This window comes from Pseudomonas sp. S2_H01 (assembly GCF_054668305.1).
This window is the reverse complement of record NZ_CP162756.1, coordinates 723,294-749,390: the sequence shown is the minus strand read 5'-3', so window position 1 is coordinate 749,390 and position 26,097 is coordinate 723,294. Positions and strand designations below refer to the sequence as shown.

29 protein-coding genes and 1 pseudogene are annotated in these 26,097 nt (G+C 60.2%); 15 read left to right on the top strand and 15 right to left on the bottom strand.

Features of this window, described 5'->3' with window-relative positions; genetic code table 11:
- Window positions 1–226 precede the first annotated feature (226 nt).
- The 5 genes from AB4N84_RS03360 to AB4N84_RS03340 all read left to right on the top strand — a co-directional run bounded on the left by AB4N84_RS03360 (window position 227) and on the right by AB4N84_RS03340 (window position 6,105).
- A complete protein-coding gene (locus AB4N84_RS03360) occupies window positions 227–661 on the top strand; it encodes a MarR family transcriptional regulator (protein WP_074757358.1) in 435 nt (144 codons plus the stop codon).
- 136 nt (window positions 662–797) lie between these two features.
- Window positions 798–3,107 (top strand): FimV/HubP family polar landmark protein, encoded by a 2,310-nt coding sequence (locus AB4N84_RS03355; protein ID WP_460045249.1) that lies wholly within the window; start codon window positions 798–800, stop codon window positions 3,105–3,107.
- Window positions 3,108–3,110: 3 nt separating this feature from the next.
- Window positions 3,111–3,407 (top strand): Rdx family protein, encoded by a 297-nt coding sequence (locus tag AB4N84_RS03350; RefSeq protein ID WP_346829599.1) that lies wholly within the window; start codon window positions 3,111–3,113, stop codon window positions 3,405–3,407.
- Window positions 3,408–3,528: 121 nt separating this feature from the next.
- Entirely contained in the window at window positions 3,529–4,428 is a 900-nt protein-coding gene (locus tag AB4N84_RS03345) for a bestrophin family protein (RefSeq protein ID WP_460045248.1), read from the top strand.
- Window positions 4,429–5,289: 861 nt separating this feature from the next.
- Window positions 5,290–6,105 (top strand): UDP-2,3-diacylglucosamine diphosphatase, encoded by an 816-nt coding sequence (locus AB4N84_RS03340; protein WP_460045247.1) that lies wholly within the window; start codon window positions 5,290–5,292, stop codon window positions 6,103–6,105.
- A gap of 121 nt (window positions 6,106–6,226) precedes the next feature.
- Here AB4N84_RS03340 and AB4N84_RS03335 read toward each other — a convergent pair whose 3' ends face one another.
- Window positions 6,227–6,832 carry an HD domain-containing protein gene (locus AB4N84_RS03335; protein ID WP_460045246.1) on the bottom strand — a complete coding sequence of 202 codons (606 nt, stop codon included), beginning with the start codon at window positions 6,830–6,832 and terminating at the stop codon, window positions 6,227–6,229.
- 154 nt (window positions 6,833–6,986) lie between these two features.
- Entirely contained in the window at window positions 6,987–7,298 is a 312-nt protein-coding gene (locus AB4N84_RS03330) for an Mpo1-like protein (RefSeq protein WP_460045245.1), read from the bottom strand.
- Between the two features lie 137 nt (window positions 7,299–7,435).
- Here AB4N84_RS03330 and AB4N84_RS03325 point away from each other — a divergent pair, with 137 nt between their 5' ends.
- Complete coding sequence (locus tag AB4N84_RS03325; protein ID WP_460045244.1) at window positions 7,436–8,443, top strand: AraC family transcriptional regulator; 1,008 nt, start codon at window positions 7,436–7,438, stop codon at window positions 8,441–8,443.
- A 136-nt stretch (window positions 8,444–8,579) separates the two neighbouring features.
- Here the strand turns inward: AB4N84_RS03325 and AB4N84_RS03320 are convergent, their stop codons facing one another.
- A complete protein-coding gene (locus AB4N84_RS03320) occupies window positions 8,580–10,034 on the bottom strand; it encodes a TrkH family potassium uptake protein (protein ID WP_460045243.1) in 1,455 nt (484 codons plus the stop codon).
- 172 nt (window positions 10,035–10,206) lie between these two features.
- Between AB4N84_RS03320 and AB4N84_RS03315 the strand changes: the two genes are divergently transcribed.
- Entirely contained in the window at window positions 10,207–10,767 is a 561-nt protein-coding gene (locus AB4N84_RS03315; protein WP_460045242.1) for a nitroreductase family protein, read from the top strand.
- A gap of 83 nt (window positions 10,768–10,850) precedes the next feature.
- Here the strand turns inward: AB4N84_RS03315 and AB4N84_RS03310 are convergent, their stop codons facing one another.
- From AB4N84_RS03310 to AB4N84_RS03285, 6 genes are all read right to left on the bottom strand, one after another.
- On the bottom strand, window positions 10,851–12,191 hold the full coding sequence (locus AB4N84_RS03310) for a sensor histidine kinase (RefSeq protein WP_460045241.1): 1,341 nt from the start codon (window positions 12,189–12,191) through the stop codon (window positions 10,851–10,853).
- 104 nt (window positions 12,192–12,295) lie between these two features.
- Window positions 12,296–12,730, bottom strand: a complete 435-nt coding sequence (locus AB4N84_RS03305) for a Spy/CpxP family protein refolding chaperone (RefSeq protein ID WP_460045240.1) — start codon at window positions 12,728–12,730, stop codon at window positions 12,296–12,298.
- A gap of 299 nt (window positions 12,731–13,029) precedes the next feature.
- Entirely contained in the window at window positions 13,030–13,707 is a 678-nt protein-coding gene (locus AB4N84_RS03300; RefSeq protein ID WP_346829608.1) for a response regulator transcription factor, read from the bottom strand.
- A gap of 7 nt (window positions 13,708–13,714) precedes the next feature.
- A complete protein-coding gene (locus AB4N84_RS03295) occupies window positions 13,715–14,134 on the bottom strand; it encodes a translation initiation factor 2 (RefSeq protein ID WP_074757337.1) in 420 nt (139 codons plus the stop codon).
- Window positions 14,135–14,293: 159 nt separating this feature from the next.
- Window positions 14,294–14,593 (bottom strand): YciI family protein, encoded by a 300-nt coding sequence (locus tag AB4N84_RS03290; RefSeq protein ID WP_460045239.1) that lies wholly within the window; start codon window positions 14,591–14,593, stop codon window positions 14,294–14,296.
- Between the two features lies 1 nt (window position 14,594).
- Entirely contained in the window at window positions 14,595–15,203 is a 609-nt protein-coding gene (locus AB4N84_RS03285; RefSeq protein WP_074757333.1) for a septation protein A, read from the bottom strand.
- Window positions 15,204–15,268: 65 nt separating this feature from the next.
- Between AB4N84_RS03285 and AB4N84_RS03280 the strand changes: the two genes are divergently transcribed.
- From AB4N84_RS03280 to rluB, 6 genes and pseudogenes are all read left to right on the top strand, one after another.
- Entirely contained in the window at window positions 15,269–16,129 is an 861-nt protein-coding gene (locus tag AB4N84_RS03280; RefSeq protein WP_460045238.1) for a PHP domain-containing protein, read from the top strand.
- A gap of 13 nt (window positions 16,130–16,142) precedes the next feature.
- Window positions 16,143–16,775 (top strand): L-threonylcarbamoyladenylate synthase, encoded by a 633-nt coding sequence (locus AB4N84_RS03275; protein WP_143024490.1) that lies wholly within the window; start codon window positions 16,143–16,145, stop codon window positions 16,773–16,775.
- A 131-nt stretch (window positions 16,776–16,906) separates the two neighbouring features.
- The gene (locus AB4N84_RS03270) at window positions 16,907–17,605 is read left to right on the top strand and encodes a segregation and condensation protein A (RefSeq protein WP_167362112.1); all 699 of its coding nucleotides are present in this window, start codon (window positions 16,907–16,909) and stop codon (window positions 17,603–17,605) included.
- A gap of 17 nt (window positions 17,606–17,622) precedes the next feature.
- Window positions 17,623–18,414 (top strand): SMC-Scp complex subunit ScpB, encoded by a 792-nt coding sequence (gene scpB / locus AB4N84_RS03265; RefSeq protein ID WP_074757327.1) that lies wholly within the window; start codon window positions 17,623–17,625, stop codon window positions 18,412–18,414.
- Window positions 18,415–18,574: 160 nt separating this feature from the next.
- Window positions 18,575–18,763 carry a DUF1289 domain-containing protein gene (locus tag AB4N84_RS03260; RefSeq protein ID WP_074757325.1) on the top strand — a complete coding sequence of 63 codons (189 nt, stop codon included), beginning with the start codon at window positions 18,575–18,577 and terminating at the stop codon, window positions 18,761–18,763.
- 209 nt (window positions 18,764–18,972) lie between these two features.
- A pseudogene (rluB, locus tag AB4N84_RS03255) lies at window positions 18,973–20,198 on the top strand (23S rRNA pseudouridine(2605) synthase RluB).
- A gap of 119 nt (window positions 20,199–20,317) precedes the next feature.
- Here rluB and AB4N84_RS03250 read toward each other — a convergent pair.
- The 3 genes from AB4N84_RS03250 to AB4N84_RS03240 all read right to left on the bottom strand — a co-directional run bounded on the left by AB4N84_RS03250 (window position 20,318) and on the right by AB4N84_RS03240 (window position 21,816).
- Window positions 20,318–21,289 carry a M29 family metallopeptidase gene (locus AB4N84_RS03250; protein WP_074757382.1) on the bottom strand — a complete coding sequence of 324 codons (972 nt, stop codon included), beginning with the start codon at window positions 21,287–21,289 and terminating at the stop codon, window positions 20,318–20,320.
- 74 nt (window positions 21,290–21,363) lie between these two features.
- Window positions 21,364–21,501: a hypothetical protein gene (locus tag AB4N84_RS03245; protein ID WP_167362111.1), complete on the bottom strand. Its 138-nt coding sequence runs from the start codon at window positions 21,499–21,501 to the stop codon at window positions 21,364–21,366.
- 123 nt (window positions 21,502–21,624) lie between these two features.
- Entirely contained in the window at window positions 21,625–21,816 is a 192-nt protein-coding gene (locus tag AB4N84_RS03240; RefSeq protein WP_460045237.1) for a hypothetical protein, read from the bottom strand.
- Between the two features lie 219 nt (window positions 21,817–22,035).
- Between AB4N84_RS03240 and AB4N84_RS03235 the strand changes: the two genes are divergently transcribed.
- Window positions 22,036–23,460 (top strand): amino acid permease, encoded by a 1,425-nt coding sequence (locus AB4N84_RS03235; protein ID WP_460045236.1) that lies wholly within the window; start codon window positions 22,036–22,038, stop codon window positions 23,458–23,460.
- A gap of 143 nt (window positions 23,461–23,603) precedes the next feature.
- Window positions 23,604–24,017, top strand: a complete 414-nt coding sequence (gene arfB / locus AB4N84_RS03230) for an alternative ribosome rescue aminoacyl-tRNA hydrolase ArfB (RefSeq protein ID WP_460045235.1) — start codon at window positions 23,604–23,606, stop codon at window positions 24,015–24,017.
- Window positions 24,018–24,065: 48 nt separating this feature from the next.
- On the opposite strand, the gene AB4N84_RS03225 is transcribed toward arfB, so the two are convergent.
- The 3 genes from AB4N84_RS03225 to AB4N84_RS03215 form a co-directional block, all read right to left on the bottom strand.
- Entirely contained in the window at window positions 24,066–25,280 is a 1,215-nt protein-coding gene (locus AB4N84_RS03225; protein ID WP_074757317.1) for an MFS transporter, read from the bottom strand.
- Between the two features lie 187 nt (window positions 25,281–25,467).
- Window positions 25,468–25,647, bottom strand: a complete 180-nt coding sequence (locus AB4N84_RS03220) for a hypothetical protein (RefSeq protein ID WP_460045234.1) — start codon at window positions 25,645–25,647, stop codon at window positions 25,468–25,470.
- 76 nt (window positions 25,648–25,723) lie between these two features.
- Window positions 25,724–25,861 (bottom strand): hypothetical protein, encoded by a 138-nt coding sequence (locus AB4N84_RS03215; RefSeq protein ID WP_460045233.1) that lies wholly within the window; start codon window positions 25,859–25,861, stop codon window positions 25,724–25,726.
- Between the last annotated feature and the right edge of the window lie 236 nt (window positions 25,862–26,097).

The window sequence follows — 26,097 nt, the reverse complement described above, 5'->3', positions numbered from 1 at the left end:
GCGTTACCACGCGGAGCGTGGGAACGATCAAAGATGTCTGGCCTGCTGCGGTATGAAGATCAAAAGCCAGAGCGCGCCCAGCGCCGCATTCTCCACGCCAAACCCGCCGCTCTTGGGACTCACCCTGCCTCTGCGACGAAACACCACGTCCGGCCACTTGCCTCGCCTCAAGCTCCATGGTTAGCTGCCTATTAATTAGGAATCGTCTTTAACCATCGAGTTACCTATGCCGTTAACAGAAGAACACCGCTTTGGCATGCAGCTGGCCAGCTTGTCTCGTGGCTGGCGTGCCGAGCTTGACCGTCGTCTGGCCGATCTTGGGTTGTCCCAGGCCCGTTGGCTGGTCCTCCTGCACCTGGCGCGTTTCAAGGAAGCGCCAACTCAGCGTGAACTGGCGCAAAGCGTGGGCGTGGAAGGCCCGACACTGGCCCGCCTGCTCGACAGTCTTGAGAATCAGGGGCTGGTCCGTCGTCAGGCCGTGGTCGAAGACCGCCGCGCGAAAAAGATCCTGCTGTGCGACACCGCAAGGCCTCTGATCGAGAAAATCGAAACCATTGCCACGGCGTTGCGTCATGAGCTGTTCGAAGGCATCGACGAGGAAGATTTGCGCGTCTGCCTGCGCGTTCACTCGACAATTCTGGCGAATCTGGAAAAATCCTGAGCTCATGGCGTTGAGCCAGCGACAAATACGTTGATCGTGTCGAAACATCCTGTTCTATTTGCACCCATACTGGTTTTTCCCGGACACGGTGTCCGCATCACGAAATTGCAGGGAAGCCTGCCTTATAAGGGTTCGCATGCTGAAGAGTTTTCAGGCCGGTCGTCGGCGCGGGAGTTACGCATCACTTCGCGTTCAGTCGGGTCTTCGCACAGGGTTGCTCGCCGTGGCGGTCGCGTCGGCATTCATGCTCCACAGCTCCATGGCGGCCGCGCTGGGCCTGGGCGAGATCACCCTGCATTCGGCGCTCGGCCAGCCTTTCAACGCTGACATCGAACTGATCGAGGCGGGCGGCCTGACCCCTGAAGAAATCGTTGTTGCCCTGGCACCGGCCGAAGCCTTCACCAAGGCAGGCGTGGAGCGCGTGTTTTTCCTCAACGACCTGCGCTTTACCCCCGTGATTCGTGGCAGCCGTGCCGTCGTGCATGTCGAGTCGCGCAAGGCCGTCACTGAGCCTTACATGGATTTTGTCGTGCGCCTGGTGCGGCCTAACGGCGATCAGTTGCGCGAATACACGGTCTTGCTGGACCCCCCGAACTCGCCGACAGGGCTCGCCGCGACGCGCAGCCGTACTCAATCGCCTGCCGCTGGGACGAAAAACGATGAGTCCCGATTGCCTGTCGCACCGCCAAAGGCTGTGCAGGGCAAGCGTTATACAGTGGCCGCTGGCGACACCCTGGCGGGCATCGCGCGCCGGGTGCAGGCGCCGGGCAGCAAGACCTCTGGGAACGAGTTGATCAGCGGTATTCAGGCCCTCAATCCCCAGGCGTTCCCGAATGGGGATCGCAGCCAGTTGAAGGTGGGCCAAAGCCTTCTGTTGCCGGACAGCGCCATCGAGCCCAAGCCGTCCACACCCGCCACCGCAGCGGGTGCCCAGTCTCCGGTCACCGCTCCTGCCACCGCGCCCGTTGTGCCGGGAGCCCCTGCGCCGACTCCGGATGCGGGTCAGCAACTGACCGCCACCGCACTGGAAAACCAGCAGTTGGCCAAGACCGTGGACGACCTCAAAGGTCAGGTCCAACAGGCGAACGAGGAAGAGGCGGGCAAAGACAAACAGATCATCGAGTTGCAGACGCAACTGGCGGAAATGAAAGCGCTGGCGTCGCGACCGGCGCCTGCTGCTGCGCCTGCAACCCCTCCCGTACAGAAAACCCAGCCGGTGGCGACAACGCCTGCGCCGGTGACTGCGCCAGTGCCGGTGCAACCGGTGGATGACGACGAGCTGCCATGGACGACAATCCTGGCCGCATTGCTGGTGCTGCTGTTACTGCTTGCGTTGGCGTGGTCGGTTCGTCGTAACCGGATCAAAAACGAGTTGGCGCTGCAACCGGAGCCTGTCGAGCCGATCATCAAACCGGCGCAGGCGACGGTCACGCCGGTGTTTGAAGTGCCTGCCGTGACGCCGCGCCCGGTCGCGACCGCTGCGCCTGCTGCCAGCACCACCGCGCCCGCAGGTCAGCGGCTCGCCGGTGCAGCGACTGACGCGCTGGACGGTGCGAGCATCTACATTGCTTACGGTCGTTTTGCTGAAGCCTTGGCGATCCTGCGGGAGGCGCTGGACAAGCAGCCGCAGCGCACCGACGTGCGCATGCGCATTCTCGAGTTGCTGGGAGAGCAGGGCGATACCGCGGGCTTCGACGCCGAGGAAAAGGTCCTGCTGAGTCAGGGGATTGAGGCGCAAAAGCTCAAAGAGATCCGCGCTCGTTATCCGAAGCTCAATGTGGAGGTCGCCCCGACGGCGCCCGCTCCGGCGACGACAGAGCCGTCAGCGGCTCCGGCCGTTGTGGCGGGCGCTGCTGTTGCGGTAGCAGCGGCGGCTGCGGCAGCCAGCGACACGCAGGCAGGCCAACTGGACGAAAACGCAGCCGCCGCCTTGAATCCCGATCCGGCGGACGACTTCCAGCTCAACCTGGACGACCTGTCGATGGACGCCGACTGGGACCTGGTCGATCCATTCGACAGCGCACCCGCCCCGCGCAAGCCTGCACCCGATGCCGAGCCCGCACTGGATCCAGCGTTCGCCTCCAATCTCACGGAGTTGCCGGAAGTCTTCGAAATGCCGGAGGAGCAGTTCCTCAGCGATTTCGCCGAAGAAGACGAGACGATGGACATGGACGTGCAGTTCGAGGAAGAACCTGAGCCTGCGTTGATCGTACAGAGCAACAGTGACCTGATGGACGACGCGTTTCTCGACAGCTTCATGACCGATGACACCGAATTCGACCTGATGGACCTGGATGAAGCGCCGCTGAGCAAGATCAACGAAGCGCAGGTGCTGATCGATGAAGGCAATGTCGATGAGGCACGCCGTCTGTTGCAGCAGGTCATCGATGAGTCCGACGACGGTCCTCAACAAACGGCCCGTGATTTACTGGCTGGACTGGGCTGAGCCATGACCGCGAAACCTGAGATCGTCATCACCTATTGCACGCAATGCCAGTGGCTGTTGCGTGCGGCCTGGCTTGCTCAGGAATTGCTCAGCACCTTTGGTGACGATCTGGGCAAGGTGTCGTTGGTGCCGGGCACCGGTGGCGTGTTCCACATCACCTGCAACGCGGTGCAGATCTGGGAGCGCAAGGCCGACGGCGGCTTCCCCGAAGCCAAGGTCCTCAAACAGCGCGTGCGCGACCAGATCGACCCTGAACGTGACCTCGGCCATAACGATCGCAAAACCCCGCTCGACAGCTGACGCCCGATCACTGATCGAAACCCTCGATAGGGTCTTCATTAACAGTGATTGGACGCTGTTGATACCACCGACCTATGCTCAACCGGCTTCCTGACACTTTCGCCGAGCATAGACCGACCTCATGATCGTCCGACCGCATCCCAACCTGCTGAACGTGCTGCTTGCCCTCAAAGGGTCGATTGCTCGACGTATTGCCGTCCGCAGTCTGGCGGTGACGCTGCTTGCCGCGTTTATCGTGCTGATTGAAAACCTGCACCCGGAGTATTTTTCAAAGGTCAGCGCTGTGCCGTTCACGCTGCTGGGCCTCTCGCTGTCGATCTTCATGAGCTTTCGCAACAACGCCTGCTACGACCGCTGGTACGAAGCGCGCAAGGCGTGGGGCGACGTGATTACCGAGATCCGCTCGATCATCCGTGAAACCCAGGTGATCAAGGACGTGAGCGTACGCCGTCCGGTTCTGCGCGATTTGTGCGGGTTTGCCCACGCCCTGAGTGCGACGCTGCGCCGAGAGGACGCGCGCAAGGTCGCGCAGCCGTGGTTGAGTCGGATGCCGTCCGAAGAGGGCGCGAATTTTTGCGACAGGGTGCTGCGCGAGATTGGTCTGCAGTGTTCCAACGCCAGCGACAGCGGGCAGATCGACGAGTGGCGCTATACGCTGCTGGCCAATCATCTGAGCGTGATCAGTCGCGCGGTGACCGCGTGCGAGCGGATCAAGGGCACGCCGCTGCCGTTCCCGTACACCTTGCTGCTGCACCGGACGATTTACCTGTTTTGCATCCTCTTGCCCTTCGTGATGGCAGAACCCCTGGGCTGGGTCACACCCTTGTTCATGGCGATCGTCAGCTACACCTTCTTCGGGCTGGATGCGATTGGCAACGAACTGGAGGACCCTTTTGGCTTCGACGAAAACGACCTGCCGCTGGATGCGCTGGTGCGCGTGATTGAACGCGACATCCTCGACGCCCTGGGTGAAACGCCATTGCCGCCGCTGCTTGAACCTGTGGATTTCGTGTTGACCTGAGGCTTGACCCCGGGTCACGTTTGATCCGTCTGAGCGAGACTTTGTGGGAGCGAGCTTGGTCTGAGCGGCATTCCGACGACTACGGTCGTGCTGATCTGAGAAATGTGTCGGACACCCAACTGCGTTCGCGAGCAAGCTGCTTGTGTGGTGTGCATCTCCACTATTTGGGGTGACGCTGATGGTTTGGCTTGTCCTAACGTCCAAACTGTTCCGCCTTCGGCGGGTTACTTGAAAAGACCCCAAGTAACCAAGGGTCCTATGCTCCTGGTTGGGCTCCTCCTTCGTCGGAGTTCCCTCTCTCCGGCGACGCTCCGTGGGCCCGCCGCCATCCGCCATCCATGGCGGGGGGCGGCTCTCGCGGCATCCATGCCGCTCGGCCCACTGCGCGCCACCTGCGTTCAGCCTGCACCCAAGTCGCGCTTTGTGGTGTCTGGGCTGCTGCGGTATGAAGATCAAAAGCCAGAGCGCGCTTTGCGCTGTTTAGATTCAACACCTCGATCGTTGAATAAACATAAAACCTGTGGGAGTTAGCTTGCTGACGAATGCGGTGTGTCATTCACCCATCGCAAGCAATCTGATGGTTCCCACGCTCCGCGTGGTAACACATTCAATGACGCTCTGCGTCATCCGGGATGTGGCGCGTGCTGTCAGGCTTTGGAACCTAAAGAAACGGACTGAGACCACTGGTTTGAGAGCCATAGAATCTCCCACCGTGATCGATGTTCTGTCGTTCGGCCTCCGCAACGCTGGAACCCCGCCAGTGTGTTGCTTCGTTTGTCATGTCATCAAACCTCAACAATGCCGTCATGTTCACTTCACTGACCCGGTCCACCCTTGTGGAAACCAAAGTGGAGGTCATCCATGAGCATTGCCGAGAACGTGAAACCGAGTCGTAAGCAACGTGTCCGGACCTTATGGATCTCCGATGTACATCTGGGAACCCGGGATTGTCAGGCCGAGCACCTGTCCGGTTTTCTCAAGCAGTATCATGCCGACAGGGTTTATCTGGTCGGCGATATCATCGACGGCTGGAAGCTGCGTGGCGGCATGTACTGGCCGCAAGCGCACACCAACGTCATCCGCCGTCTGTTGACCATGAGCAAGCGCGGCACTGAAGTGATCTACGTCACCGGTAACCACGACGAATTCCTGCGTCGTTATTCCAAACTGATTCTGGGCAACATCCAGCTGGTCGACGAGGCGGAGCACGTCACCGCCGACGGCCGACGCCTGCTGGTGATTCATGGCGATCAGTTCGACGTGATTACCCGTTACCACCGCTGGCTGGCGTTCCTGGGCGATTCGGCCTACGAATTCACCCTGACCCTCAACCGCTGGCTCAACCACTGGCGCGCCAAGTACGGTTATGGCTACTGGTCACTGTCGGCGTACCTGAAACACAAGGTCAAGACGGCTGTGAACTTCATCAGCGACTTCGAAGAAGCCATCGCTCACGAGTGCGTGAAGCGTGGGCTGGACGGTGTGGTCTGTGGGCACATCCACCATGCCGAGATTCGTCAGGTGGGCGGGGTGGAATACCTCAACTGCGGCGACTGGGTCGAGTCTTGCACCGCGCTGATCGAACATTGGGACGGCACCATCGAGCTGTTTCGGCTGGCCGATGCGCACATCAAAGCCAAGAGCCTGGAGACCGAGGCGGTGGGCGAGACGGTCTGATACGCCGCACCGCCGGGGACCTGTAGGCGCTTGCTTGCCTGCGTTGCGGTGTACCCGTCAACGAACCGGGTGCAGACCTAACGCCATCGCGGGCAAGCAAGCGCCTGCATAAGGTCTTTGGTCAGGCCTGGACCTTCGCTGAGTTCTGCTCGATCGCAGCCTTGTAGATCGAGTTTTTGGGTTGAGCGAAGACCCTTTCCAGCATTGGCTCGAAAAAACTCAGCGGCAGGTTCTCGTAATCGGGATCGAACGCTGCCGCATCGTATTTGGCGCAGAACTCGATGGTCTGGCGGTACTGCGGATGGTCGGCGAAGGTGTCGCGCAGGTGCCGGTCCATGCCGAGGTGATGGAAGAAGTAATAGCCCTGAAAAATCCCGTGCTTCTCGACCATCCACAGGTTTTCGTCGCTGACGAAAGGCTTGAGGATCGCGGCGGCGATGTCCGGGTGGTTGTAACTCGCCAGTGTGTCGCCAATGTCGTGCAGCAGGGCGCAGACCACGTACTCTTCATCCCGACCGTCGCGATACGCGCGGGTCGCCGTCTGCAACGAATGGGTCAGACGGTCCACCGGGAACCCGCCGAAATCACCGTCCAGCAAACGAAGATGACTGAGAATGCGCGCGGGCAGTTGTCGCGCGTAGGCGCTGAAATCCTTGGCGATGATCGCCCAGTCTTCCTGCGTGCCGTCCTTCATGTGGGTGAAACGTGCTTGGTCTGTGTGGCTCATCGGCGGCTTCGGCTCTTCTTGTCAGTGACGCAAGAAGTGTAGGCCGGGTCGATCACCATAGTGTGACTGAGCGGGACGGCTTGATGGCTCAGCGGGCCTTGCCCTCGGCGCTATAAGCGACGTTGATAGGCCGTCATCAGGCTGCGTTGCTCATTTAAAAAGGCACTTTGCCGGTCAGCATGTCCCGGTACATCACGAAATCGCCGAGCAAACTGTAGAACGGATGCTTGAACGTGGCGGGCCGATTCTTCTCGAAAAAGAAGTGCCCCACCCACGCGAAGGTGTAACCCGCCAGCGGCAGCACCCACAGCAACACCCAGCTGGCGCTGAGCAGAGCGGTCGCCAGTATCAGGATCACCAGGCTCGTGCCGATGAAATGCAGGCGACGGCAGGTGCTGTCACGGTGCTCCTGCAGGTAATAGGGATAGAAATCGGCGAAACGATCGAAGCTTCTTGCGTCATCCACAGCGTTTTTCTCTGATGCCTGTCATGTCACTGAGTTTAGCCGAGCACGCCCGGCGGCCAGTGACAATGGGTGCCAACGTAGTATCCTTCGGCTATCCGTCGCAGGGGGCGACCGATTCTGAACAAGAAGACGTGAGCATGGAAAAAACGACTTCTTCAAGTTGGGCGATGGGGATCGTCAAGTCCCTGGAAATGGATGGGCTGGACTGCCAGGCGTTGTTCAAGGAACTGGGGTTGGTGTATGCCGATCTGGAAAACCCCGACGCCCGCTTTCCGCAGGACTCCATGACCCGACTCTGGCAACGCGCCGTCGAGCTGTCCGGCAACCCGGCGGTTGGCCTTAACATGGCCCGGGTCGTTCGACCCGCCTCGTTCAGTGTTGCCGGCTACGCCTTGATGTCCAGCCGGACCCTGAAAGAAGGGTTCGAACGGTTGGTGCGCTATCAGCGAATCATCGCTGACAGCGCGGACCTGAGTTTTCGGCTTCTTCCCGAAGGCTATGCCCTGATACTCACGGTGCATGGCGACCTTTTGCCGCCCACTCGACAAAGCGCGGAGGCTTCACTGGCCTTTGCGCTGGCGTTCTGTGGCTGGCTCACCGGTCGTCCATTGCACCCGCGTCACGTGCTGATCCAGGGCGATCAGCCCAAAAACGTCGAGCCCTACAAAAAGTTTTTCCATGCGCCCCTGACGTTCAACGCGCCTTACGACGCGCTGGTGTTTGACCGTGCAGACATGGAAGCGCCGCTGCCGACTGCCGATGAGGCAATGGCCAAGCTGCATGATCGTTTTGCCGGAGAATTTCTGGCCCGCTTTGCGAGCAACCGCGTGACGCATCAGGCGCGGCAGGTGCTCTGCCGTCTGCTGCCGCAAGGCGAACCCAAGCGCGAAGCCGTCGCCCAGAGCCTGCACCTGTCGCAGCGCACGTTGCAGCGACGGTTGCAGGAAGAGGGCACCAGCTTTCAGACCCTGCTCGACGACACGCGCCGCGAACTCGCCGAGCAATACCTGGCGCAGCCGCAGATGACGCTGTTGGAGATCGCCTACCTTCTGGGTTTTGCCGACCCGAGTAACTTCTTCCGCGCGTTCCGCCGCTGGTTCGATGAGACACCGGGGGAATACAGGGTGCGTAAGGCGATCGAGTAGTCACCACCGACTCCCGTCGGAGCGCGCTTGCCCGCGATAGCTGTTGGTCAGCCAGCCTCTGTGTAGCTGACACAACGCCACCGCGTGCAAGCGCGCTCCGACAGGGATCTGGTGTGGCTTGCAGGCCTGCGTTGAATCAATGCCGCCAGAACGCCGGGATACACAGCACCAGCACGGTGATGATTTCCAGACGACCCAGCAGCATGCCCACCGAAAGAATCCACTTGGCCGCGTCCGGCAACGTTGAAAAGTTGCCCGCCGGTCCGATGGTTTCGCCCAGCCCCGGGCCGACGCCCGATACCGTGCTGGCGGCGCCGGTCAGTGCGGTCATCCAGTCCAGACCCAGCAGCGACAGCAGCAAGGCGATCAGGCAGATGGTGATCGAGAAGAAGAACGAAAAGGTCAGAATCGACCGCACGATTTCATCGTCCAGGCGGTGGCCGTTGTACTTCTGCTTGATGACCGCGCGCGGATGAATGAGCTGATGCAGGTTGGCCTTGAGCAAGATGTAGGCGACCTGAAAGCGGAATACCTTCACGCCGCCTGCCGTGGAGCCGGAACATCCGCCAATGAAGCCCAGATAAAAGAAGAACATCAGCGCGAAGTTGCCCCACAGGCTGTAGTCCCCGAGCGCAAAGCCCGTGGTGGTCACCACCGAGGTCACGTTCAGCGCGACGTGCCGAAGCGCGTCGTACCACGGCAGGTCGGTGGTCGCCCAGTACCAGGCCGACATCACCAGCCAGGTCACCAACAGCAGGCCGATGAACCCCTGAACCTGCTCATCCTTGATCAGCGCCTTGCGATGACCGCGAAGGGTGGCGACATAGAGGGTGAACGGCAGCGCGCCGAGAATCATCACCACGATCGCCACCCAGTGCACGGCCGGTTGCGGCCATTTGGCGAGGGATTGATCAGAGGTGGAGAAACCGCCTGTGGAGATGGCCGACATCGCGTGGTTGATCGCGTCGAACAGGCTCATGCCGGCCCACCAGAACGCCAGACTCCCCAGCACGGTGATGCCGACGTACACCAGCACGATAAATTTGGCCACCATGTGCGAGCGCGGCATGACCTTCTCCGACCGGTCGGAGGATTCGGTCTGGAACAGGCGCATGCCACCGATACGCAGCAGCGGCAGGATCGCCACCGCCATGCCGATAAAACCGATGCCCCCAAGCCAGTGCAGCAGCGAGCGCCAGATCAGAATGCCCGGCGACATGCTGTCCAGCCCGCTGAGCACGGTCGAGCCCGTGGCCGTAATGCCGGACATGCTCTCGAAGAAGGAATCCGTGTAGCTGATGTGTTGCGTCAGCAGGAAGGGCAGCGCGGCAAACACGCACACCACCACCCAACTGGAGACGGTCAACAGGTACATGTCGCGGGGGCGCAGATGAATGTGCTCGGGACGCCCTTGGCCCACCAGCGCCAGCCCGGCGATCAGCGTGATCATGCTCGACCACAGGAACGACGGCATGTCGCCGGTTCGCTCGAAGATCAACAGCGTGACCATGGGCACGACCATGGCAATGGCCAGGGTGATGAGGAAGATGCCGATAATGAAACCGATGATGCGAAGAGTCGGCAACGCCATGCAGTCGCTCTGATCAGGTAGTGGAAAGGCGCACATTCTACCCGTGGGTCAAGGCAAGTAAACCGAGTCCGGCTTCGGGTGTCATGTAAGTAAATGCTTCTGTCATTCGTTATTGAAGTTCAAGAACGCATTGGCGGCACTACAATGCCCCATCATTTAAGGAGACGATTCAATGGAAGCGCTCGACGTATTACTCAATCGTGTGTCTGTTCCCCGGCTGGTCGAGCCAGCCCCGGATGCTGCCCAGCGCGAAATCCTGTTCAGCGCCGCCCTGCGTGCCCCCGATCATGGGCAACTGCGGCCTTACCGCTTCCTCACCGTGGAAGGCGATGCGCGTAACCGTATGGGCGATCTGTTGGCAGAGGCGCTGATCGAGAGCGGCAAAGGTGACGACGAGAAGGCCCTGGAGAAAGCCCGCTCGGGTCCGCTGCGTGCCCCGCTCGTGGTCGTGGTGGTCGCCCGATTGCAGGACCACTTCAAAGTGCCGAAGAAGGAACAAGCCATCACCGCAGGTTGCGCCGCTCACGGCGTGCTGCTGGCGGCCTACGCATTGGGCGTGGGGGCGGTCTGGCGCACCGGTGATCTGTCTTACGCCCCACAGGTCGCCAAAGGGTTGGGTCTGGCAGCAGATGAGGAGGTCGTAGCGTTCCTGTACCTCGGCACCCCACTGAATCCGCCACGTGAAGCGCCGAAGCTCGACGTCGCGGAGTTTGTCAGCGCCTGGCAGGGTTAACAGGCAGCGCGGACCTTGTGGGCGCCGGTTCGCACCGGGCTCACCCAAGAAGCCATGTCCGGCCGTACACCTGCTTTTAAGCCTCAGCCAACGGCCGTGCCTGTGTCGCGAGGCACGACGATACTGGCAATGAACCCGCCCTGTGGATGATTCTCCAGAACCAGACTGCCGCCGTGTTTTTCCGCCGCGCGCTTGGCGATGGCCAGACCCAGACCGTAGCCCGGCGCGGTCTGGTTTGGCGCGCGGTAGAAGGGTTCACCCAGCTGCGCCAGATGCTCTTCGCTCACCCCGGGACCGTGGTCGCGTACGCTGATGAACAGCATGGCATCCTCATTGCGCGCGCTCAGTTCGATGGGTTTTCCTGACGGATTGAACCGCACGGCGTTGCGCAGCAGGTTGTCCAGGGCGCGTTCGAGTACGTTCGGCCAGCCCTGCAACTGAATGCCTGACTGAGCGTCGACACTGACGGTCTGGTCATTACTGCTCAATTCGGTTTCAGCCTTCAAGTGATGCAGCAGCCCAGGCAGGTCAACGGGTGTCGCATCGCCCATGTCAGCGTCCAGGCGCGCGAGCGCCAGAATTTCACTGATCAGCTCTTCCAGCCGGTCACACTCTCGCGTCAGGCGCGGCCAGAGTTTTTCCCGCTCGGCAGGTCCACCGCGTTCAGCCAGCGCCAAGGCAATTCGCAGCCTCGCCAAGGGCGAACGCAGTTCGTGAGACACGTCCCGCAGTAACTGACGCTGACTGCCGATCAGGCTTTGCAGGCGAGCGCCCATGCGGTTGAAGTCATTGGCCAGCACGCCGAACTCATCGCGACGGTTAGCGAGCTGGGCCAGACTGTTCTGTTGATAAGTGGTTTGCCCCAGATCGTGAACGGCGCCCCGCAGACGGCTCAGCGGGCGGGTGATCGACAGCGTGACGAACAGGCTGAACAGCGTCAGCACGACCAGCGCGATCCCCAACGCACTGAGTGGCCAGAGCAGGCTTTCGCGGTGCCAGGCATCCAGTTCCGGGTGCGGAATGCGGTAAATCAGCAAATAGGTTTCGCTGGTTTTGGGGCTGGTGTATTCCGCGGTCAGGCGACGCCAGGGCAGGGGGCGTTCATCGTCTTTTTGCTGGCGCGCTTCGAACGCGGCTGCGCGAGGCGGAAAGGTGCCGGGAATCACGGCCTCGCCGCTGTCGTTCAGCACCTGAACGTCGATGTGATACTTGCGCTTGAGATTCTGCAGAAACGCCTGCGCCGGACCTTCGCCCTGTTCCTCGTAAAGCGTCGTCCACTTTTCCGGCAGTTTGTGCAGGCCGGGGTGGCGACTGAGGATCCAGGCATCCTGATTGAGCATGTGCCCCAGCAGGATCGACAGACCCGCCACCAACGCGATCGCGAGCCAGAAGCTCGCCAGGATTCGCCAGAACAATGAACGCACGTGAATCCCTCGGTCAAACCCCTGAACTGGAAAAGCCCGACACGCCGGGGAGAGCGTGTCGGGTTGCAAGTGTACGGCCGCGCCAGCAGCGTGTTACCGGATAATTACTGAGCCTTCTGCGCTTTTTGCGCCTTCCAGGCTTCAAACTCGGCACGGTCTGCGCGACGTTGCGCCTGGTCCTTCTGAATCTGATCGAAGGTCTTCTGCTGATCAGGTGTCAGCACGGCGCGGATGTCGGCCTGGGTTTTGGCGTGTTTGGCTGCCAGTTCGTCCTGCATTGCCTTCTGATCGGCTGGCGACAGCTTGGCCAGGTATTTCTGGGTGATTTCTGAGCGGCCGTGCCATTGATCGCCCATCAGTTTACCCACTTGCTGACGTTGTTCCGGGGTCAGGTTCAGTTTGTCGAACGGGCCTTTGCGGTGATGCATGCCGGGGCCGTCAAAACCTGGGCCGGCCATCGGGCCGCCTTCCGGAGGCATGGCCATCGCAACGGTTGGCAGAGCAGCAGCGAACATCAAAGCCATCAGAGTCTTACGCATGGTGTATCTCCTTGTCTCGAATCCGGCTCTGTGCCGGTTGTGGCCAGTTTAGGGAGATCAAGGTCAAGCGAGGTCAGGCGGGCGTAAAGCTTGGGTAAAGAGGTTTTGGCATGGGGCTTACAGATAGACCGGGCCACTGATGCCGCGCTACTTGACCGCACACAGGTGTTTCTGTGGGAGTGAGCTTGCTCACGAATGCTGAAGTTCGGTCCAGACGATGGTCTGACTGTGCCGACATCTTCGTGAGCAAGCTCACTCCCACAGGATTTGTGCAGTGCCGCGATGGCGGGACAGTCGCCTTAAACGGCGTAGTAATAGCCCCGGCTGCGCAACGCCACGATGCGCGGGCGTCCGTCAGCGTGCGGGCCGATCTTCTTGCGCAGGTTGCTGACGTGCATGTCCAGGCTGCGGTCGTAAAGCGTGAGCTTGCGACCCAGTGCCAGTTGCGCCAGCTCCTGTTTCTCCAGCGGTTCACCGGGTTGACCGAGGAGTGCTTCGAGCAGACGGGCTTCGGAGACGGTCAGGGTGAACTCCTGGTCATCGATGGTCACCACGCCTCGGGCCGGACTGAAGCACAGGTCGCCCAGTTCGATCTGGCTGGACACGGCGGCCGGATGACTGCGACGCAGGACCGCCCTCAGGCGTGCCGTCAGCTCGCGAGGGTCGCAGGGTTTGGCGAGGTAATCGTCTGCGCCCAGCTCCAGACCCAGAATGCGGTCCAGCGGCTCGCCGCGTGCCGAAAGCATCAACACGGGAAGGTCGGGGTGATCGGTGCGTAATTGCTTGAGCAGTTCCAGTCCGCTGCCGTCGGGCAGCATCACGTCCAGCACCACGGCCGCGGGAGCACTTTCGGCGAGCGCCTTGCGGGCACTCTGGCCATCGTGACACGCCCGGACCTGAAAGCCTTCCTGGCTCAACCAACTGCTCAGGAGCTCACACAGCTCCTGGTCATCATCAATAAGTAACAGCTCGCTCATGACTCACTCAATTTAGCCATTGCCGACGCTGTCTACGCCAGCCGCTGGCAAAGATACCGCACAGCAGGGCCACCATTGCAACGCCGCCCCCCGTGACGAACCATTGTTGTTGCTCGGTCAGTACGCGCGCAGGCATGACCGACTGTGCTTCTTTGAGCTGCAGTTTAAGCCTTTGGTTCTCCTGACGCAGGCGTCCGAGCTGAATACTTTCGCGTTCAGTGTCGGCATTTTGCAATTGCCGGGTCAACTCTTCGCGCTGCTTCTCGCTGTCGGCCAGACGCTGGCGAAGGTCGGTCAGCTGGCTGGCGGTGCTGGGCAACGGCAACGCGTGGCTGACGGTATCGGTTGTTTCTTCGGCCTGGACATCGAAACTCATTGCCGAAACGGCCAGCGCGGCCGCTAGCAGACACCACGGACGTGGACGCATCTGAACTCCTGACTTTTCTTGCGGCACCTGAAAGCGCGCCGGCTTTATTGGGCATTTGGCAGGGTATCGGCAGCAGAATGCGAATAATGAGCAGTCAGAAGGGGCGTGTTGCGAACCCGACCTCATGGCGAGGTCGGGCGGCCTGTCAGGCGTAAGCCGTTATGGCAGGACTTGCTTGAAAGGCTTGACCACGACGTGGTCGTAGACACCCGCCTTGACGTACGGATCAGCGTCGGCCCAGGCCTGCGCCGCGGCCAGGGATTCGAACTCGGCGACGACCAGGCTGCCGGTGAATCCCGCTGTGCCCGGGTCATTGCTGTCGACGGCCGGATTGGGGCCGGCAAGTACGATGCGGCCTTCGGCTTTCATTGCGTTCAGGCGCTCAAGGTGCGCAGGCCGCGCTTCAAGGCGTTTTTCCAGCGAGTTGGCGACGTCCGTTGCTACGATTGCGTAGAGCATTTCAGTCCTCTGTCTTTTTTGTTGAAGGCTGGGTCGATGCGTCGGCATCGTGGATGTGACGGGCCAGGAAGATGCCTTGGCCGATCAGGAAGATCAGGGTCATGCCCAGGCTGCCGAAGACTTTGAAGTCAACCCAGAAGTCTTGATACGTGAACGCCACGTACAGGTTGGCAGCGCCGCAGAACAGGAAGAACACGATCCAGGCGATGTTCAATTTGACCCAGATCGCCTGAGGCAGTGTGAGTGCGTGACCCATGATGCGCTGGATCAGCAGGCGGTCGCCGATGAAATGGCTGCCGGCGAAGATCAGCGCGAACAGCCAGTTGACCACCGGAGCTTTCCATTTAAGGAAGGTTTCGCTGTGGAACGCCAGCGTCAGGCTGCCGAACACCAGACAAGCGATCAGCGTCAGCCACTGGCTTTTTTCCAGTTTGCCCTGACGGATGAACAGGATGCCGTAGACCACGATGGAGCTGGCGATCAACATCGCGGTGGCGCTGAAAATCCCGCCTACCATGAAGGTGTGACCGAGGATGTCGACGGCCTGAGGACTGATTTTGTAGACGATGAAAAACAGGATAAGCGGGATGAAGTCGATGAATTGTTTCACAGTAAGAGCCAGAAGCTGGATGTGACGGCATAATAACAAACATCAATGACTGCGAAAGCGCCCCTATGAATGTCGATCTGCACTGCCACAGTACCGCGTCCGATGGTGCGCTTGCGCCCGCGGCACTTGTCGCGCGTGCCTACGAGAACGGCGTTCGGGTGCTGGCGCTGACCGACCACGACACCATTGAGGGCCTTGAAGAAGCCCGCGCGGCGGCGGTTGCGCTGGACATGCAACTGATCAACGGCATCGAGCTGTCCTGCGCGTGGGGCGGTGCCACCATTCATATTCTGGGGTATGGCTTTAATGTCGATGCCCGGCCTTTGCTCGACGCCATTGAGCAATTGCACACCGGACGCTGGTTGCGCGCCGAAGAAATCAGTCGCAAATTGGCGATGAAAGGTATGCCCGGCGCGCTGGAAGGTGCTCGCGCGGTCCAGCAAGCGCTCGGCGACAGTGGTAATGCGCCGGCTCGGCCGCACTTCGCGGATTTCCTGATCAATGAAGGTTTCGTGAAAGACCGCGCCGAAGCATTTCGAAAATGGCTCGGTGCGGGCAAGCTGGGCGACGTCAAGCAGCACTGGCCAACGCTGGAAGACACCGTCGCGACGCTGCGGGCCGCGGGTGCCTGGGTCAGTCTGGCGCATCCATCGCATTACGATTTCACTCGCAGCAAGCGTCGCAGGCTGGTCGCCGATTTCATTGAGGCGGGTGGCCATGCAATAGAAGTGGTCAACGGCCTGCAGCCTGCCGATCAGGTCGGCAGTCTCGCCATTCTGGCCCGTGAATTCGGTCTGCTGGTCAGCGCCGGCAGTGATTTCCATGCGCCTGGCGCCTGGTCCGAAATTGGTGTTTATCGCCCTTTGCCTGAGGATCTGCCGCCACTTTGGGGGCGATTCAAACATGACCAGCCTACTGCCGTCTGAACAGGAAGATACCGTGAGTCAATTTTTCCAGGTCCACCCGGAGAACCCGCAGTCGCGTCTGATCAAGCAGGCGGTCGAGATTATCAGGGCCGGCGGTCTGGTGGTTTATCCGACCGATTCGTCCTATGCGCTGGGTTGTCGAATGGAGGACAAGACGGCGGTCGACCGCATTCGCCGCCTGCGTCAGCTCGATGACAAGCACAACTTCACCCTGATGTGCTGCGACCTGTCGCAACTGGGCACGTTTGCCAAAGTCGACACCGCCGCGTTCCGCTTGCTCAAGGCGCACACCCCTGGCCCGTACACGTTCATTCTCGGGGCGACGCGCGATGTGCCGAGACTGGTGCTGCATCCCAAGCGCCGTACCATCGGCTTGCGGGTGCCGGAGCATCCGATCGCTCAGGCGCTGTTGCGCGAGCTCGGCGAACCGCTGATGAGCGTCAGCCTGATCATGCCGGGCGAAACCCTTCCGATGAGCGATCCCCACGAAATGCGTGATGTGCTCGAGCATCAGGTCGACCTGATCATTGACGGTGGCGAGGGCGGGATATCCGCGTCCACCGTGATCAATCTGTCCGAAGGCGATCCGCAAGTGGTCCGTGTGGGCTGTGGCGATCCGACGCCGTTCGGGGTCGAAGTCGAGTGACCGACCTCCAAACGCCTGGCGTTGCAGTGCTCGACCCGCAAGCCGATGCCCAGCAGGAACTGCCCTTTGCGATGGTCTACGGTCAGGCCGTCACGCAGATGCCGCTTGACCTGTACATTCCGCCGGATGCGCTGGAAGTCTTTCTCGAAGCGTTTGAAGGCCCCCTCGACCTTCTGCTGTATCTGATTCGCAAACAGAACATCAACATCCTGGACATCCCGGTGGCGGAAATCACTCGCCAGTACATGGGCTACGTCGAGCTGATGAAGACCGTGCGCCTGGAGCTGGCCGCCGAATACCTGGTCATGGCCGCGATGCTCGCCGAGATCAAGTCGCGCATGCTGCTGCCGCGCTCGGAGTCGGTCGAAGCGGAAGAAGACGATCCGCGCGCCGAACTGATTCGTCGCTTGCAGGAATACGAGCGCTTCAAGGCCGCGGCCGAAGGCATCGACGGGTTGTCCCGCGTCGGGCGCGATGTCGTGGTGCCGAAGCTCGACGCACCGGAAGCGCGGGCGCGCAAGTTGTTACCCGACGTCGCGCTGGAAGAATTGTTGATCTCCATGGCCGAGGTGCTGCGCCGTGGTGACATGTTCGAAAGCCATCAGGTCAGCCGGGAGGCGCTCTCGACCCGCGAGCGGATGAGCGATGTTCTGGAGCGCCTGAAAGGTGCCGGGTTTGTGCCCTTTGCCGAGCTGTTCACGGCAGAGGAAGGGCGTCTGGGCGTAGTCGTCACCTTCATGGCCGTCCTTGAGCTGGTCAAGGAGCAACTGGTCGAGCTGGTCCAGAACGAACCTTTCGCTGTCATTCATGTGCGTGCGCGAGCCGAATAAAGAGCAAGAGCTGATCGATGAACCTGACCGAACCCCGCGAACTCGCGCCGCTGCTCGAAGCCTTCCTGCTGGCCTCGGGTAAACCCCAATCGCTCGAGCGGCTGTACGAGCTGTTCGAGGAGGGCGAGCGTCCCGAACCCGCCGTCTTCAAGAAAGCCCTGACGTTGTTGAGCAAATCCTGCGACAACCGTGCGTTTGAATTGAAGGAAGTGGCGACGGGGTATCGCCTGCAGATTCGCGAAAAGTTCGCGCCGTGGGTCGGTCGCTTGTGGGAAGAGCGCCCGCAGCGCTATTCCCGCGCGCTGCTCGAGACCATGGCGTTGATCGCCTATCGGCAGCCGATTACCCGGGGCGAAATCGAAGATGTTCGGGGTGTGGCGGTCAACAGCAACATCGTCAAGACCTTGCTTGAGCGTGAATGGATCAGGATCGTCGGTTACCGCGATGTGCCGGGCAAGCCGGCGATGTTCGCCACCACCAAGGCGTTTCTCGATCACTTCAACCTGAAAAACCTCGATGAGTTGCCGCCGCTGGCCGACCTTCGCGAGATGGAAGCCGAACCGATCCTGGACTTCGACGACGCCCCGGTGCCCGCGCATTTGCAAGCGCTGGCCGACGCCAGCCTGGAAGCGGACCCCGACGCCGAGCCGGAACCACCGCGCGACGAAACCAGTTTCCGCAGCCTGCTGGCTGAGCTCGACACCATGGAGCAAGGCCTGAAAACTGATTTCGACGATTTATTGCTCGATCAGGACGATAAAGAGTCTGAATTGGAAGATGAGCCGGCGGACGACGAGGATCCGCGGTAGGCAATGAGTGACGGTCGCCACAATATTGCGATGAGGCGAGATCCTGTGGGAGCGAATTCATTCGCGAGAGGCCCATATGACCGACATATCCCTTTATGCCTGGACTTTTTTTCGCGAATGAATTCGCTCCCACAGTGTTATCGCGGTGGCTAAAGAAACCATGAGCACCAAAGACCCCTGCATCAGCGTCTGCAAATTCGACGACGACATCTGCCTTGGTTGCGGGCGCAGCAAGCGCGAGATCAAGTCGTGGAAGAAGATGGACAAGGACGAGAAACGTTCGGTCCTGGCCGAGTCGGCCATGAGGTTGGTCAAGCTCAAGGCGTCCGGTCGGCGGAAAAAGAAGTGAGCCCGCCATCGTTATCAGCGTTTTCGTCTAGTCTCTGATGCGCAACGCGTTCCATGAGCGTATGATTCTCGACCTTTTGGCGATCCACACTCGCCACAGGTTTCAGTTTTCAGCCCTTCCGGCCCAGAGAGTCACTCTTGCCGGAGAACAGGGCAACAGGCCGTGCCCACTCGCGCACGCCCTGATTCGACACACCGGGAGGTGCCCAGATGAGTGAACAAGACAAGCAGGACAAAGAGATCGGCCCAGCAGGCGAAAAACTGCAAAAGGTCCTCGCACGCATTGGCGTCGGCTCGCGCCGTGACGTCGAGGCCTGGATCGGCGAAGGCCGCATCAAGGTCAACGGCGTTCAGGCAAGCCTGGGTCAGCGCGTCGATCTGCATGACGCCATCACCGTTGACGGTCGCGTCATCCGTCGCGAAGAAGCGGCCGAAACCGTTCGCCGCGTCATCATGTACAACAAGCCAGACGGCGAAATCTGCACCCGTGACGACCCTGAAGGCCGTCCGACCGTGTTTGATCGTCTGCCGCGCCCGAAAGAAGGCCGCTGGATCAACATCGGTCGTCTGGACATCAACACCACCGGTTTGCTGATGTTCACCACCGACGGTGAGCTGGCCAACCGCCTGATGCACCCCTCGTTCGAGATGGACCGCGAGTACGCCGTGCGTGTGCGTGGCGAAGTCGACGACGACATGCTGCTGCGCCTGAAGAACGGCGTGATCCTCGAAGACGGTCCCGCGCGTTTCACCGACATCCAGCAAGCGCCGGGCGGTGAAGGTTTCAACCATTGGTACCACTGCGTGGTGATGGAAGGCCGTAACCGCGAAGTGCGTCGCTTGTGGGAATCCCAAGGTCTGGTGGTCAGCCGTCTGAAGCGCGTGCGTTTCGGTCCGGTGTTCCTCAATTCCGATCTGCCGATGGGCCGCTGGCGCGAAATGAGTCAGCAGGAAGTCGACATCCTCAGCGCTGAAGTCGGTCTGACGCCGGTTGCCATGCCACAGATGAACGCCAAGACCAAGGACAAGCTGGAACGTCTTCAGCGTCAATCTTCGCGTCCATTGGGCAAAGGCGAACGCGTGCGTCAGTTGCGTCCAGCCAAGGATGCCGTGCCTGCCGAGCGTGCACCTCGCGAGCCGCGCATGGCCGACGGCGAGCGCCCTGCGCGCAAGCCGGCCGAAGGGGGCGTCCAGCCCGTACGCCACGTCCGGCAGTTGGCGGTCGTAGCGACAGCCGTGGTGAAAACCGTGGCGACAGCAGCCGCGGCACACCCGTGGCCGAACGTCCTAGCGACATGAACAAGCGCCCGGCCAAACCGAAGACCTCACGTCCCGGCATCAAGCTGGTCGATGACAAAAGCCCGTCCGGCAAGCGCCGTGGCCCGCCAGCCGGTTCCGGTCAGCGTCCGGGCTTCGGTCGTCGCAAGCCTGAGTGATTGCGGTGTGAAATAAAAAACGCCAGTCGAGAGACTGGCGTTTTTGTTTCTGTTGCAAAGGTCAGTGAGAGTGAGCTTGCATCGCGATGCTTGCGCGCAGCCACTGGAGAAGTCGACGCCTAAACGTTCAGATGAAACGCCCCGTCAAACACCACGCGTTTATCCACAGCCAGCGTTCCGCTGTTGAAAATCAGGTCCAGGTGATGGCTGCCCTTCGCGCCGCCGCCGAGTCCCAGATGGAGGCCGCAATGGCGTTCTTCGAAGCCGGCGTTGCGTGCATACAGCCGGGTCACGCCCTCGTTGGTGCCGATGCCCAGCTCCTCCACCCGCCGGTTAGACGGGTTGGCATCCAGGTATTTGTTGAAGTCGTTTTCCAGCCCCGGTACGTCGGTTGCGACGCGGGTGATGGTGGAGTTTTCGATCCGCAGTTCCAGCGGTGATTCGATCACCCCGTATTTGCGGGCGAAGGGGATCGTGCTGAGAAAGGTGCCGACGAATTTAACGTGGCCATTGATCGAGTCGCTGTGGGTGGCGATCTCACCTGGCGCCAGGTCGTAATTGCCGACCCCATTGATGTTGGTCCATTTCTTCAACTCACGCAGCGGCGCTTCGAAGTAAGAGCCACGTTCATCGCTGAAACTCAGCGTCTCGCCTTGATTCATATGGTCGATCAGGGCTGCGTTCAGGTGGGCGATGCGTTCGGGTTTAACGCTGAAGGTGTCGTAGAAATAGCGGCCGTAATCCTTGAACAGCAGGGATTTCTTCCATTGATCCGACATCACCGTCTGCAACGAGCGAATGAAGGCCGGGCCTTCGGCGCTTGGATGGGGCAGGGTTGAGGCATCGTAGAACAGCACGTAGAGGTCGGCGTGGGTAATGGCTTGGGCCAACTCATCAATGGGGGATGCATCAAGCGCCATCGTGCTGAAGCGCAAGGCATTATGGGCGGTGGCGCTTTCGACAATGTTGCCGACGATTGCCGTGTAATCTCCGGTGTGGGCCAGCAACACGTTGGGTGAGGACATGCCGTCGATAGCCGGATGGTGTCGCAGGTAATAAAGAAAGTGCTCGATTGCGCTGCTCTGTTCCATCATGGGGGCGCTCCGTTGCAAATGCCGAAAACAAAAAAAGCGAACGCGTCAGACGCGTTCGCCCTTTGTCTGCCTTAGAACGGCCACATCGCGGTGCCAAACGCCACCACGGCGTCGGCTTGCATCATCTCCACGGCAGCGTCATGAGTCGGTGCTTCAAACCAGTCGTCCAGTTGCAGTTCTTCTTCCAGAGTATGTTCCACTGATTGCATAGGTGAATCTCCTGGGGAATGACGTACTTGCCGAATGCGACGAGGACCACTGGCTGGCGCCCGAGGCTGCCTCGTCATGGAAGCACACTGACCTTCTTGGCCAGCAGCGATGAAAAAACTAGTTCAATAGTCCGACTGTTGCAAAAGAAATTTCGGACGCGAAATACTGGCAATCTGCCTGAAAAACAAAAACTTGCTGGAAAAACAACGCCAGAGCTGAAGCGTTTCTTCTGAATTTTTTTTACGACGGAATTGTGTCGGTTTTGAAAAATTTTCCGTGCCATTCGAACGCGAAATAGTCTGACGTTTAGCCAAAAGCCTCCTGTTTTCCGGGGCAGGTCTCTGACCGAGCGCACAGGTTTTCTCGGCGAACCGCAACGTTGCCGGTGTACAATGCGCCGCGTTTTTTCTGTGAATCATCGGCGTATGGACGCCACAAAAATTCGGGGTTTACCCACCCCGTTTCATTCCGCCGCGTCATGAGCGCGTCGGGTTCGATTCCGTCACAGACAAGAACAAGAAGGTGACTATTCAATGAGTGAACACATGTCCCATTCGGGTGACTTGAAGCGTGGTCTTAAAAACCGTCACATCCAGCTGATCGCCCTCGGAGGCGCCATCGGCACAGGATTGTTCCTGGGGTCGGCGGGCGTTCTCAAATCGGCGGGGCCGTCGATGATTCTCGGCTATGCCCTGTGCGGCTTCATCGCCTTCATGATCATGCGCCAGCTGGGCGAAATGATCGTCGAAGAGCCGGTCGCCGGGTCGTTCAGCCATTTCGCACACAAGTATTGGGGCGGTTTCGCCGGTTTCCTGTCCGGCTGGAATTGCTGGGTACTGTACATCCTGGTGGGCATGTCGGAGTTGACCGCCGTCGGCAAATACGTGCAGTACTGGTGGCCGGAGATCCCGGCCTGGGCGTCTGCGGCCGTGTTCTTCGTGTTGATCAACGTCATCAACCTGGCCAACGTCAAAGTCTTCGGCGAGGCGGAATTCTGGTTCGCAATCATCAAGGTTGTGGCCATCCTGGGCATGATCGCGCTGGGCAGTTACATGCTCGTCAGTGGCAGCGGTGGCCCGCAGGCCTCCGTCAGTAACCTGTGGGACCACGGCGGCTTCTTCCCCAATGGGGTCAGCGGTCTGGTGATGGCCCTGGCGTTCATCATGTTCTCGTTCGGCGGTCTGGAAATGCTGGGGTTCACCGCAGCCGAAGCCGATCAGCCAAGAACCATCATCCCCAAAGCGATCAATCAGGTGATCTACCGCATCCTGATTTTCTACATCGGATCGCTTGTGGTCCTGCTGTCGTTGACGCCATGGGATGCCTTGCTGGTTGATCTCAACGCATCGGGCGATGCCTACAGTGGCAGCCCGTTCGTGCATGTGTTCTCGATGCTGGGCAGCACGACAGCGGCGCACATTCTCAACTTTGTGGTGCTGACGGCCGCGTTGTCGGTGTACAACAGCGGCACCTATTGCAACGCGCGGATGCTGTTCGGCATGGCCGAGCAGGGCGATGCGCCGCAAGCGCTGGCGCGGGTCGATGGTCGAGGCGTGCCGGTGCGGGCGATTCTGGTGTCGGCGGCGGTGACGTTGATTGCGGTGTTGCTCAACTACCTGATCCCGCAGAATGCGCTGGAACTGTTGATGTCACTGGTAGTTGCGACGCTGGTGATCAACTGGGCGATGATCAGCTACTCGCACCTGAAATTCCGCCAGCACATGACCCGTAAGGACCAGCAACCGCTGTTCAAGGCGCTTTGGTATCCGTTTGGCAACTACCTGTGCCTGGCGTTTGTTGTGCTGATCCTGGGCATCATGCTGATGATTCCGGGTATTCAGGTGTCGGTCTATGCGATTCCGGTGTGGCTGGTGGTCATGTGGGTGTTCTACGTGATCAAGAACAAGCGCTATGCCGACGGCGAGTCGATGGCGCAGCGCACGTCGATCATTAAGTAAGCGCTGGAACGGCGGCTTTATGTAGGAGCGCGCTTGCCCGCGATTGCCATCTGTCCATCACCTCTTCGGTGGCTGATACCCTGCAATCGCGGGCAAGCGCGCTCCTACAAGGTTTTTATTCCCTTCACGAGCTGCGATGTCCCATGCTGATCATCTCCAACAACGTGCACCTGCCGGACAACGAAGTCGAGCTGACGGCCATTCGCGCGCAAGGCGCGGGCGGTCAGAACGTCAATAAGGTGTCCAGTGCGGTGCACCTGCGGTTCGACATCAACGCGTCGGCCTTGCCCCTGTTCTATAAGGAACGGTTGCTGGCACTGCGCGACAGTCGAATCACCAGTGACGGCGTGATCATCATCAAGGCTCAGCAATACCGTACCCAGGAACAGAACCGCGCGGACGCGCTGGAGCGGCTGAGCGAATTGATTGTCAGCGCGGCGAAGGTCGAGAAAAAGCGTCGGCCAACCAAACCGACGTTGGGGTCGAAAACCCGCAGGCTGGAATCGAAATCCAAACGCGGGTCGATCAAGGCGGGGCGGGGGAAAGTGGATTTTTGACGTTGCGACAGGGCTCTCACTGCCGAACGCGTGGCAGCCCTGTCTTCGTCAGACCGGCGCTGCTTTGTCCCGCATCACCTTCCCCTGTTTGTACAGGTAAATGCTCAGCCCCAGCCCGCCGAGCGAGGCCAGTGCTGCAAACAGAAAGATCGATGAGAAGCCAAAGCCTGCGGCCACGGCGCCCGCCACCGGACCGGTAATCCCGAGCGACAAGTCGATGAACAGTGAGTACGCGCCCACCGCGGCCCCTCGACTGGCAGCGGGCACCAGATTCACGGCTTCCACACCCAGCGCCGGGAACACCAGCGAGAACCCGAAACCGGTCAGCGCGGCGCCCGCCAGCGCCAGGTTTGGATTGGGCGCCAGCCACAACAGCAGCAAGCCCAGCGCCTCGACCGACAGGCAGGCAATCGCCACGCGGAAGCCGCCAATGCGGTTGATCATGTTGCCGAACAGCAGTCGCGCGCCGATGAAGCAGGCGCCGAACAGGCTCAGGCACAGCACCGCATTCGGCCACGTGTGGCTCGCGTAATACAGCGTGATGAAGGTCGCGATGGTGCCGAAACCGATAGACCCCAGGGCCAGGCCCGTACCGTGGGGCAGGACAAGACCGAGCACATGCAGGAACGGCATGCGTTCGCCGTGCACGATGGGCGCAGGCGTCTTTTTCCACGCCAGCGAAATCCCCAGCGCCGCCAGCAGCATGATGCTCACGCCCATGCTCCACAGCCCCATGGCATTCACCAGCAAGACGCCCAGGGGCGCGCCGATGGCCAATGCGCCATAGCTGGCGATGCCGTTCCAGGAAATTACCTTGGCGGTGTTCGCAGCGCCTACTCGGCCTATCCCCCAACCGATCGAACCCGAACCCACCAGGCTCTCGGCGCTACCCAGCACCAGGCGGCCGATGAACAGGCTGATGAGGCTTGCCATCGGCCAGGCATCGAGCCATCCGGCCAGCAGCATGAACACGCCGCTCAGCCCGCAGCCGAACAGGCCGATGATCACGGCTTTCTTAGGCCCCTTGGTGTCGATGATGCGCCCGGCGTACGGCCGGCTGAGCAACGTCGCAAGGTACTGAACGCTGATCACGAGACCGGCAGCAACGGCTCCGAACCCCAGGTCGGTGTGGACGTAACCGGGCAGTACGGCCAGCGGAATGCCGATGTTCAGGTAGCCGATGAACGTGAACAGAACAATGGAAACGACCTGAAGCGTGACGGCGATAGGGCGAGGTGAAGCGGCGCTTGAAGCGTCTGGCATGGGCATCCATCCACGATTACGACAGGGGAGGTACAGAGAGGGCAGAAACAGATTGAAGCGTAGACGCTTGAAAGCCAAGCGATGCCACACATGATAACGAGGCTTGCTGGCTGATGGCAGCAGAAGGCTTCGCTCACGGCAGCAGAAGGATGAACCGAACGCGGGGTGCCGATAACGGCTTTTATGATTATTGGGCGGCGGGTGCCACGAGTTGCGTCGTGACCAAAGCAGCGAGCGCGTTTTCCTGAGTGCCGAAGCGGGCCAGCAACGCGTTCTGTTTTTCCGGGCTCAGACGTGCCCAGATTTCAATCATCTTCTCGGCGGTGCCGATCAAGGCCTGAGCCTGTGTTTCAGTAAATTCGGTCATCGAGTCATCTCAAAGCAATCAGCCCTTATGGAAGTACGCCTGAAAGACGCTCTTGCATAGGGGCTGAAATCAGCCTTCAGCGTTGGCTTTGGGCTTTCTTGCTATCACCACTTTTCCCGCTGGCTTTCATCTCGATCGGCTGACCGAGTTCCTGACGGGCTGCTGCGCTTTGCTGGTTTTGGCTTGGGAAGGGGAAGTTTGGGATTTCATGCATAGCGTCGCTCCTCACAAGTTTTGTTGCTGCTGGTTTGAACAGCGCGTCCAAAAAACGCTCAGGGAGGATACAGCACACGAGATGACAAACAGACTTTTAATGCTGGCCGTTGGTCATGTAGTGGCGATTGGTTGCTACAACCAAAATCCTGTAGAGGCGAGCTTGCCCGAGCGGCGTTCCAACGATTGCAGCGGGTCAGCGGCATTTGCGCTGAATGCCCCACCGCATTCGCTGCC

Bases quoted from the DNA above. Each gene is read 5' to 3' on its own strand.
- AB4N84_RS03235 (WP_460045236.1), top strand. From the start codon at position 22,036: ATGAGTGAACACATGTCCCATTCGGGTGACTTGAAGCGTGGTCTTAAA.
- AB4N84_RS03220 (WP_460045234.1), bottom strand. From the start codon at position 25,647: ATGACCGAATTTACTGAAACACAGGCTCAGGCCTTGATCGGCACCGCC.
- AB4N84_RS03245 (WP_167362111.1), bottom strand. From the start codon at position 21,501: ATGCAATCAGTGGAACATACTCTGGAAGAAGAACTGCAACTGGACGAC.
- AB4N84_RS03340 (WP_460045247.1), top strand. From the start codon at position 5,290: ATGAGCATTGCCGAGAACGTGAAACCGAGTCGTAAGCAACGTGTCCGG.
- AB4N84_RS03320 (WP_460045243.1), bottom strand. From the start codon at position 10,034: ATGGCGTTGCCGACTCTTCGCATCATCGGTTTCATTATCGGCATCTTC.
- AB4N84_RS03250 (WP_074757382.1), bottom strand. From the start codon at position 21,289: ATGGAACAGAGCAGCGCAATCGAGCACTTTCTTTATTACCTGCGACAC.
- AB4N84_RS03300 (WP_346829608.1), bottom strand. From the start codon at position 13,707: ATGAGCGAGCTGTTACTTATTGATGATGACCAGGAGCTGTGTGAGCTC.
- AB4N84_RS03305 (WP_460045240.1), bottom strand. From the start codon at position 12,730: ATGCGTAAGACTCTGATGGCTTTGATGTTCGCTGCTGCTCTGCCAACC.
- AB4N84_RS03280 (WP_460045238.1), top strand. From the start codon at position 15,269: ATGAATGTCGATCTGCACTGCCACAGTACCGCGTCCGATGGTGCGCTT.
- AB4N84_RS03345 (WP_460045248.1), top strand. From the start codon at position 3,529: ATGATCGTCCGACCGCATCCCAACCTGCTGAACGTGCTGCTTGCCCTC.
- AB4N84_RS03290 (WP_460045239.1), bottom strand. From the start codon at position 14,593: ATGCTCTACGCAATCGTAGCAACGGACGTCGCCAACTCGCTGGAAAAA.
- AB4N84_RS03225 (WP_074757317.1), bottom strand. From the start codon at position 25,280: ATGCCAGACGCTTCAAGCGCCGCTTCACCTCGCCCTATCGCCGTCACG.
- AB4N84_RS03350 (WP_346829599.1), top strand. From the start codon at position 3,111: ATGACCGCGAAACCTGAGATCGTCATCACCTATTGCACGCAATGCCAG.
- AB4N84_RS03215 (WP_460045233.1), bottom strand. From the start codon at position 25,861: ATGCATGAAATCCCAAACTTCCCCTTCCCAAGCCAAAACCAGCAAAGC.
- AB4N84_RS03335 (WP_460045246.1), bottom strand. From the start codon at position 6,832: ATGAGCCACACAGACCAAGCACGTTTCACCCACATGAAGGACGGCACG.
- AB4N84_RS03355 (WP_460045249.1), top strand. From the start codon at position 798: ATGCTGAAGAGTTTTCAGGCCGGTCGTCGGCGCGGGAGTTACGCATCA.
- scpB (WP_074757327.1), top strand. From the start codon at position 17,623: ATGAACCTGACCGAACCCCGCGAACTCGCGCCGCTGCTCGAAGCCTTC.
- AB4N84_RS03260 (WP_074757325.1), top strand. From the start codon at position 18,575: ATGAGCACCAAAGACCCCTGCATCAGCGTCTGCAAATTCGACGACGAC.
- AB4N84_RS03315 (WP_460045242.1), top strand. From the start codon at position 10,207: ATGGAAGCGCTCGACGTATTACTCAATCGTGTGTCTGTTCCCCGGCTG.
- AB4N84_RS03360 (WP_074757358.1), top strand. From the start codon at position 227: ATGCCGTTAACAGAAGAACACCGCTTTGGCATGCAGCTGGCCAGCTTG.
- AB4N84_RS03295 (WP_074757337.1), bottom strand. From the start codon at position 14,134: ATGCGTCCACGTCCGTGGTGTCTGCTAGCGGCCGCGCTGGCCGTTTCG.
- AB4N84_RS03325 (WP_460045244.1), top strand. From the start codon at position 7,436: ATGGAAAAAACGACTTCTTCAAGTTGGGCGATGGGGATCGTCAAGTCC.
- arfB (WP_460045235.1), top strand. From the start codon at position 23,604: ATGCTGATCATCTCCAACAACGTGCACCTGCCGGACAACGAAGTCGAG.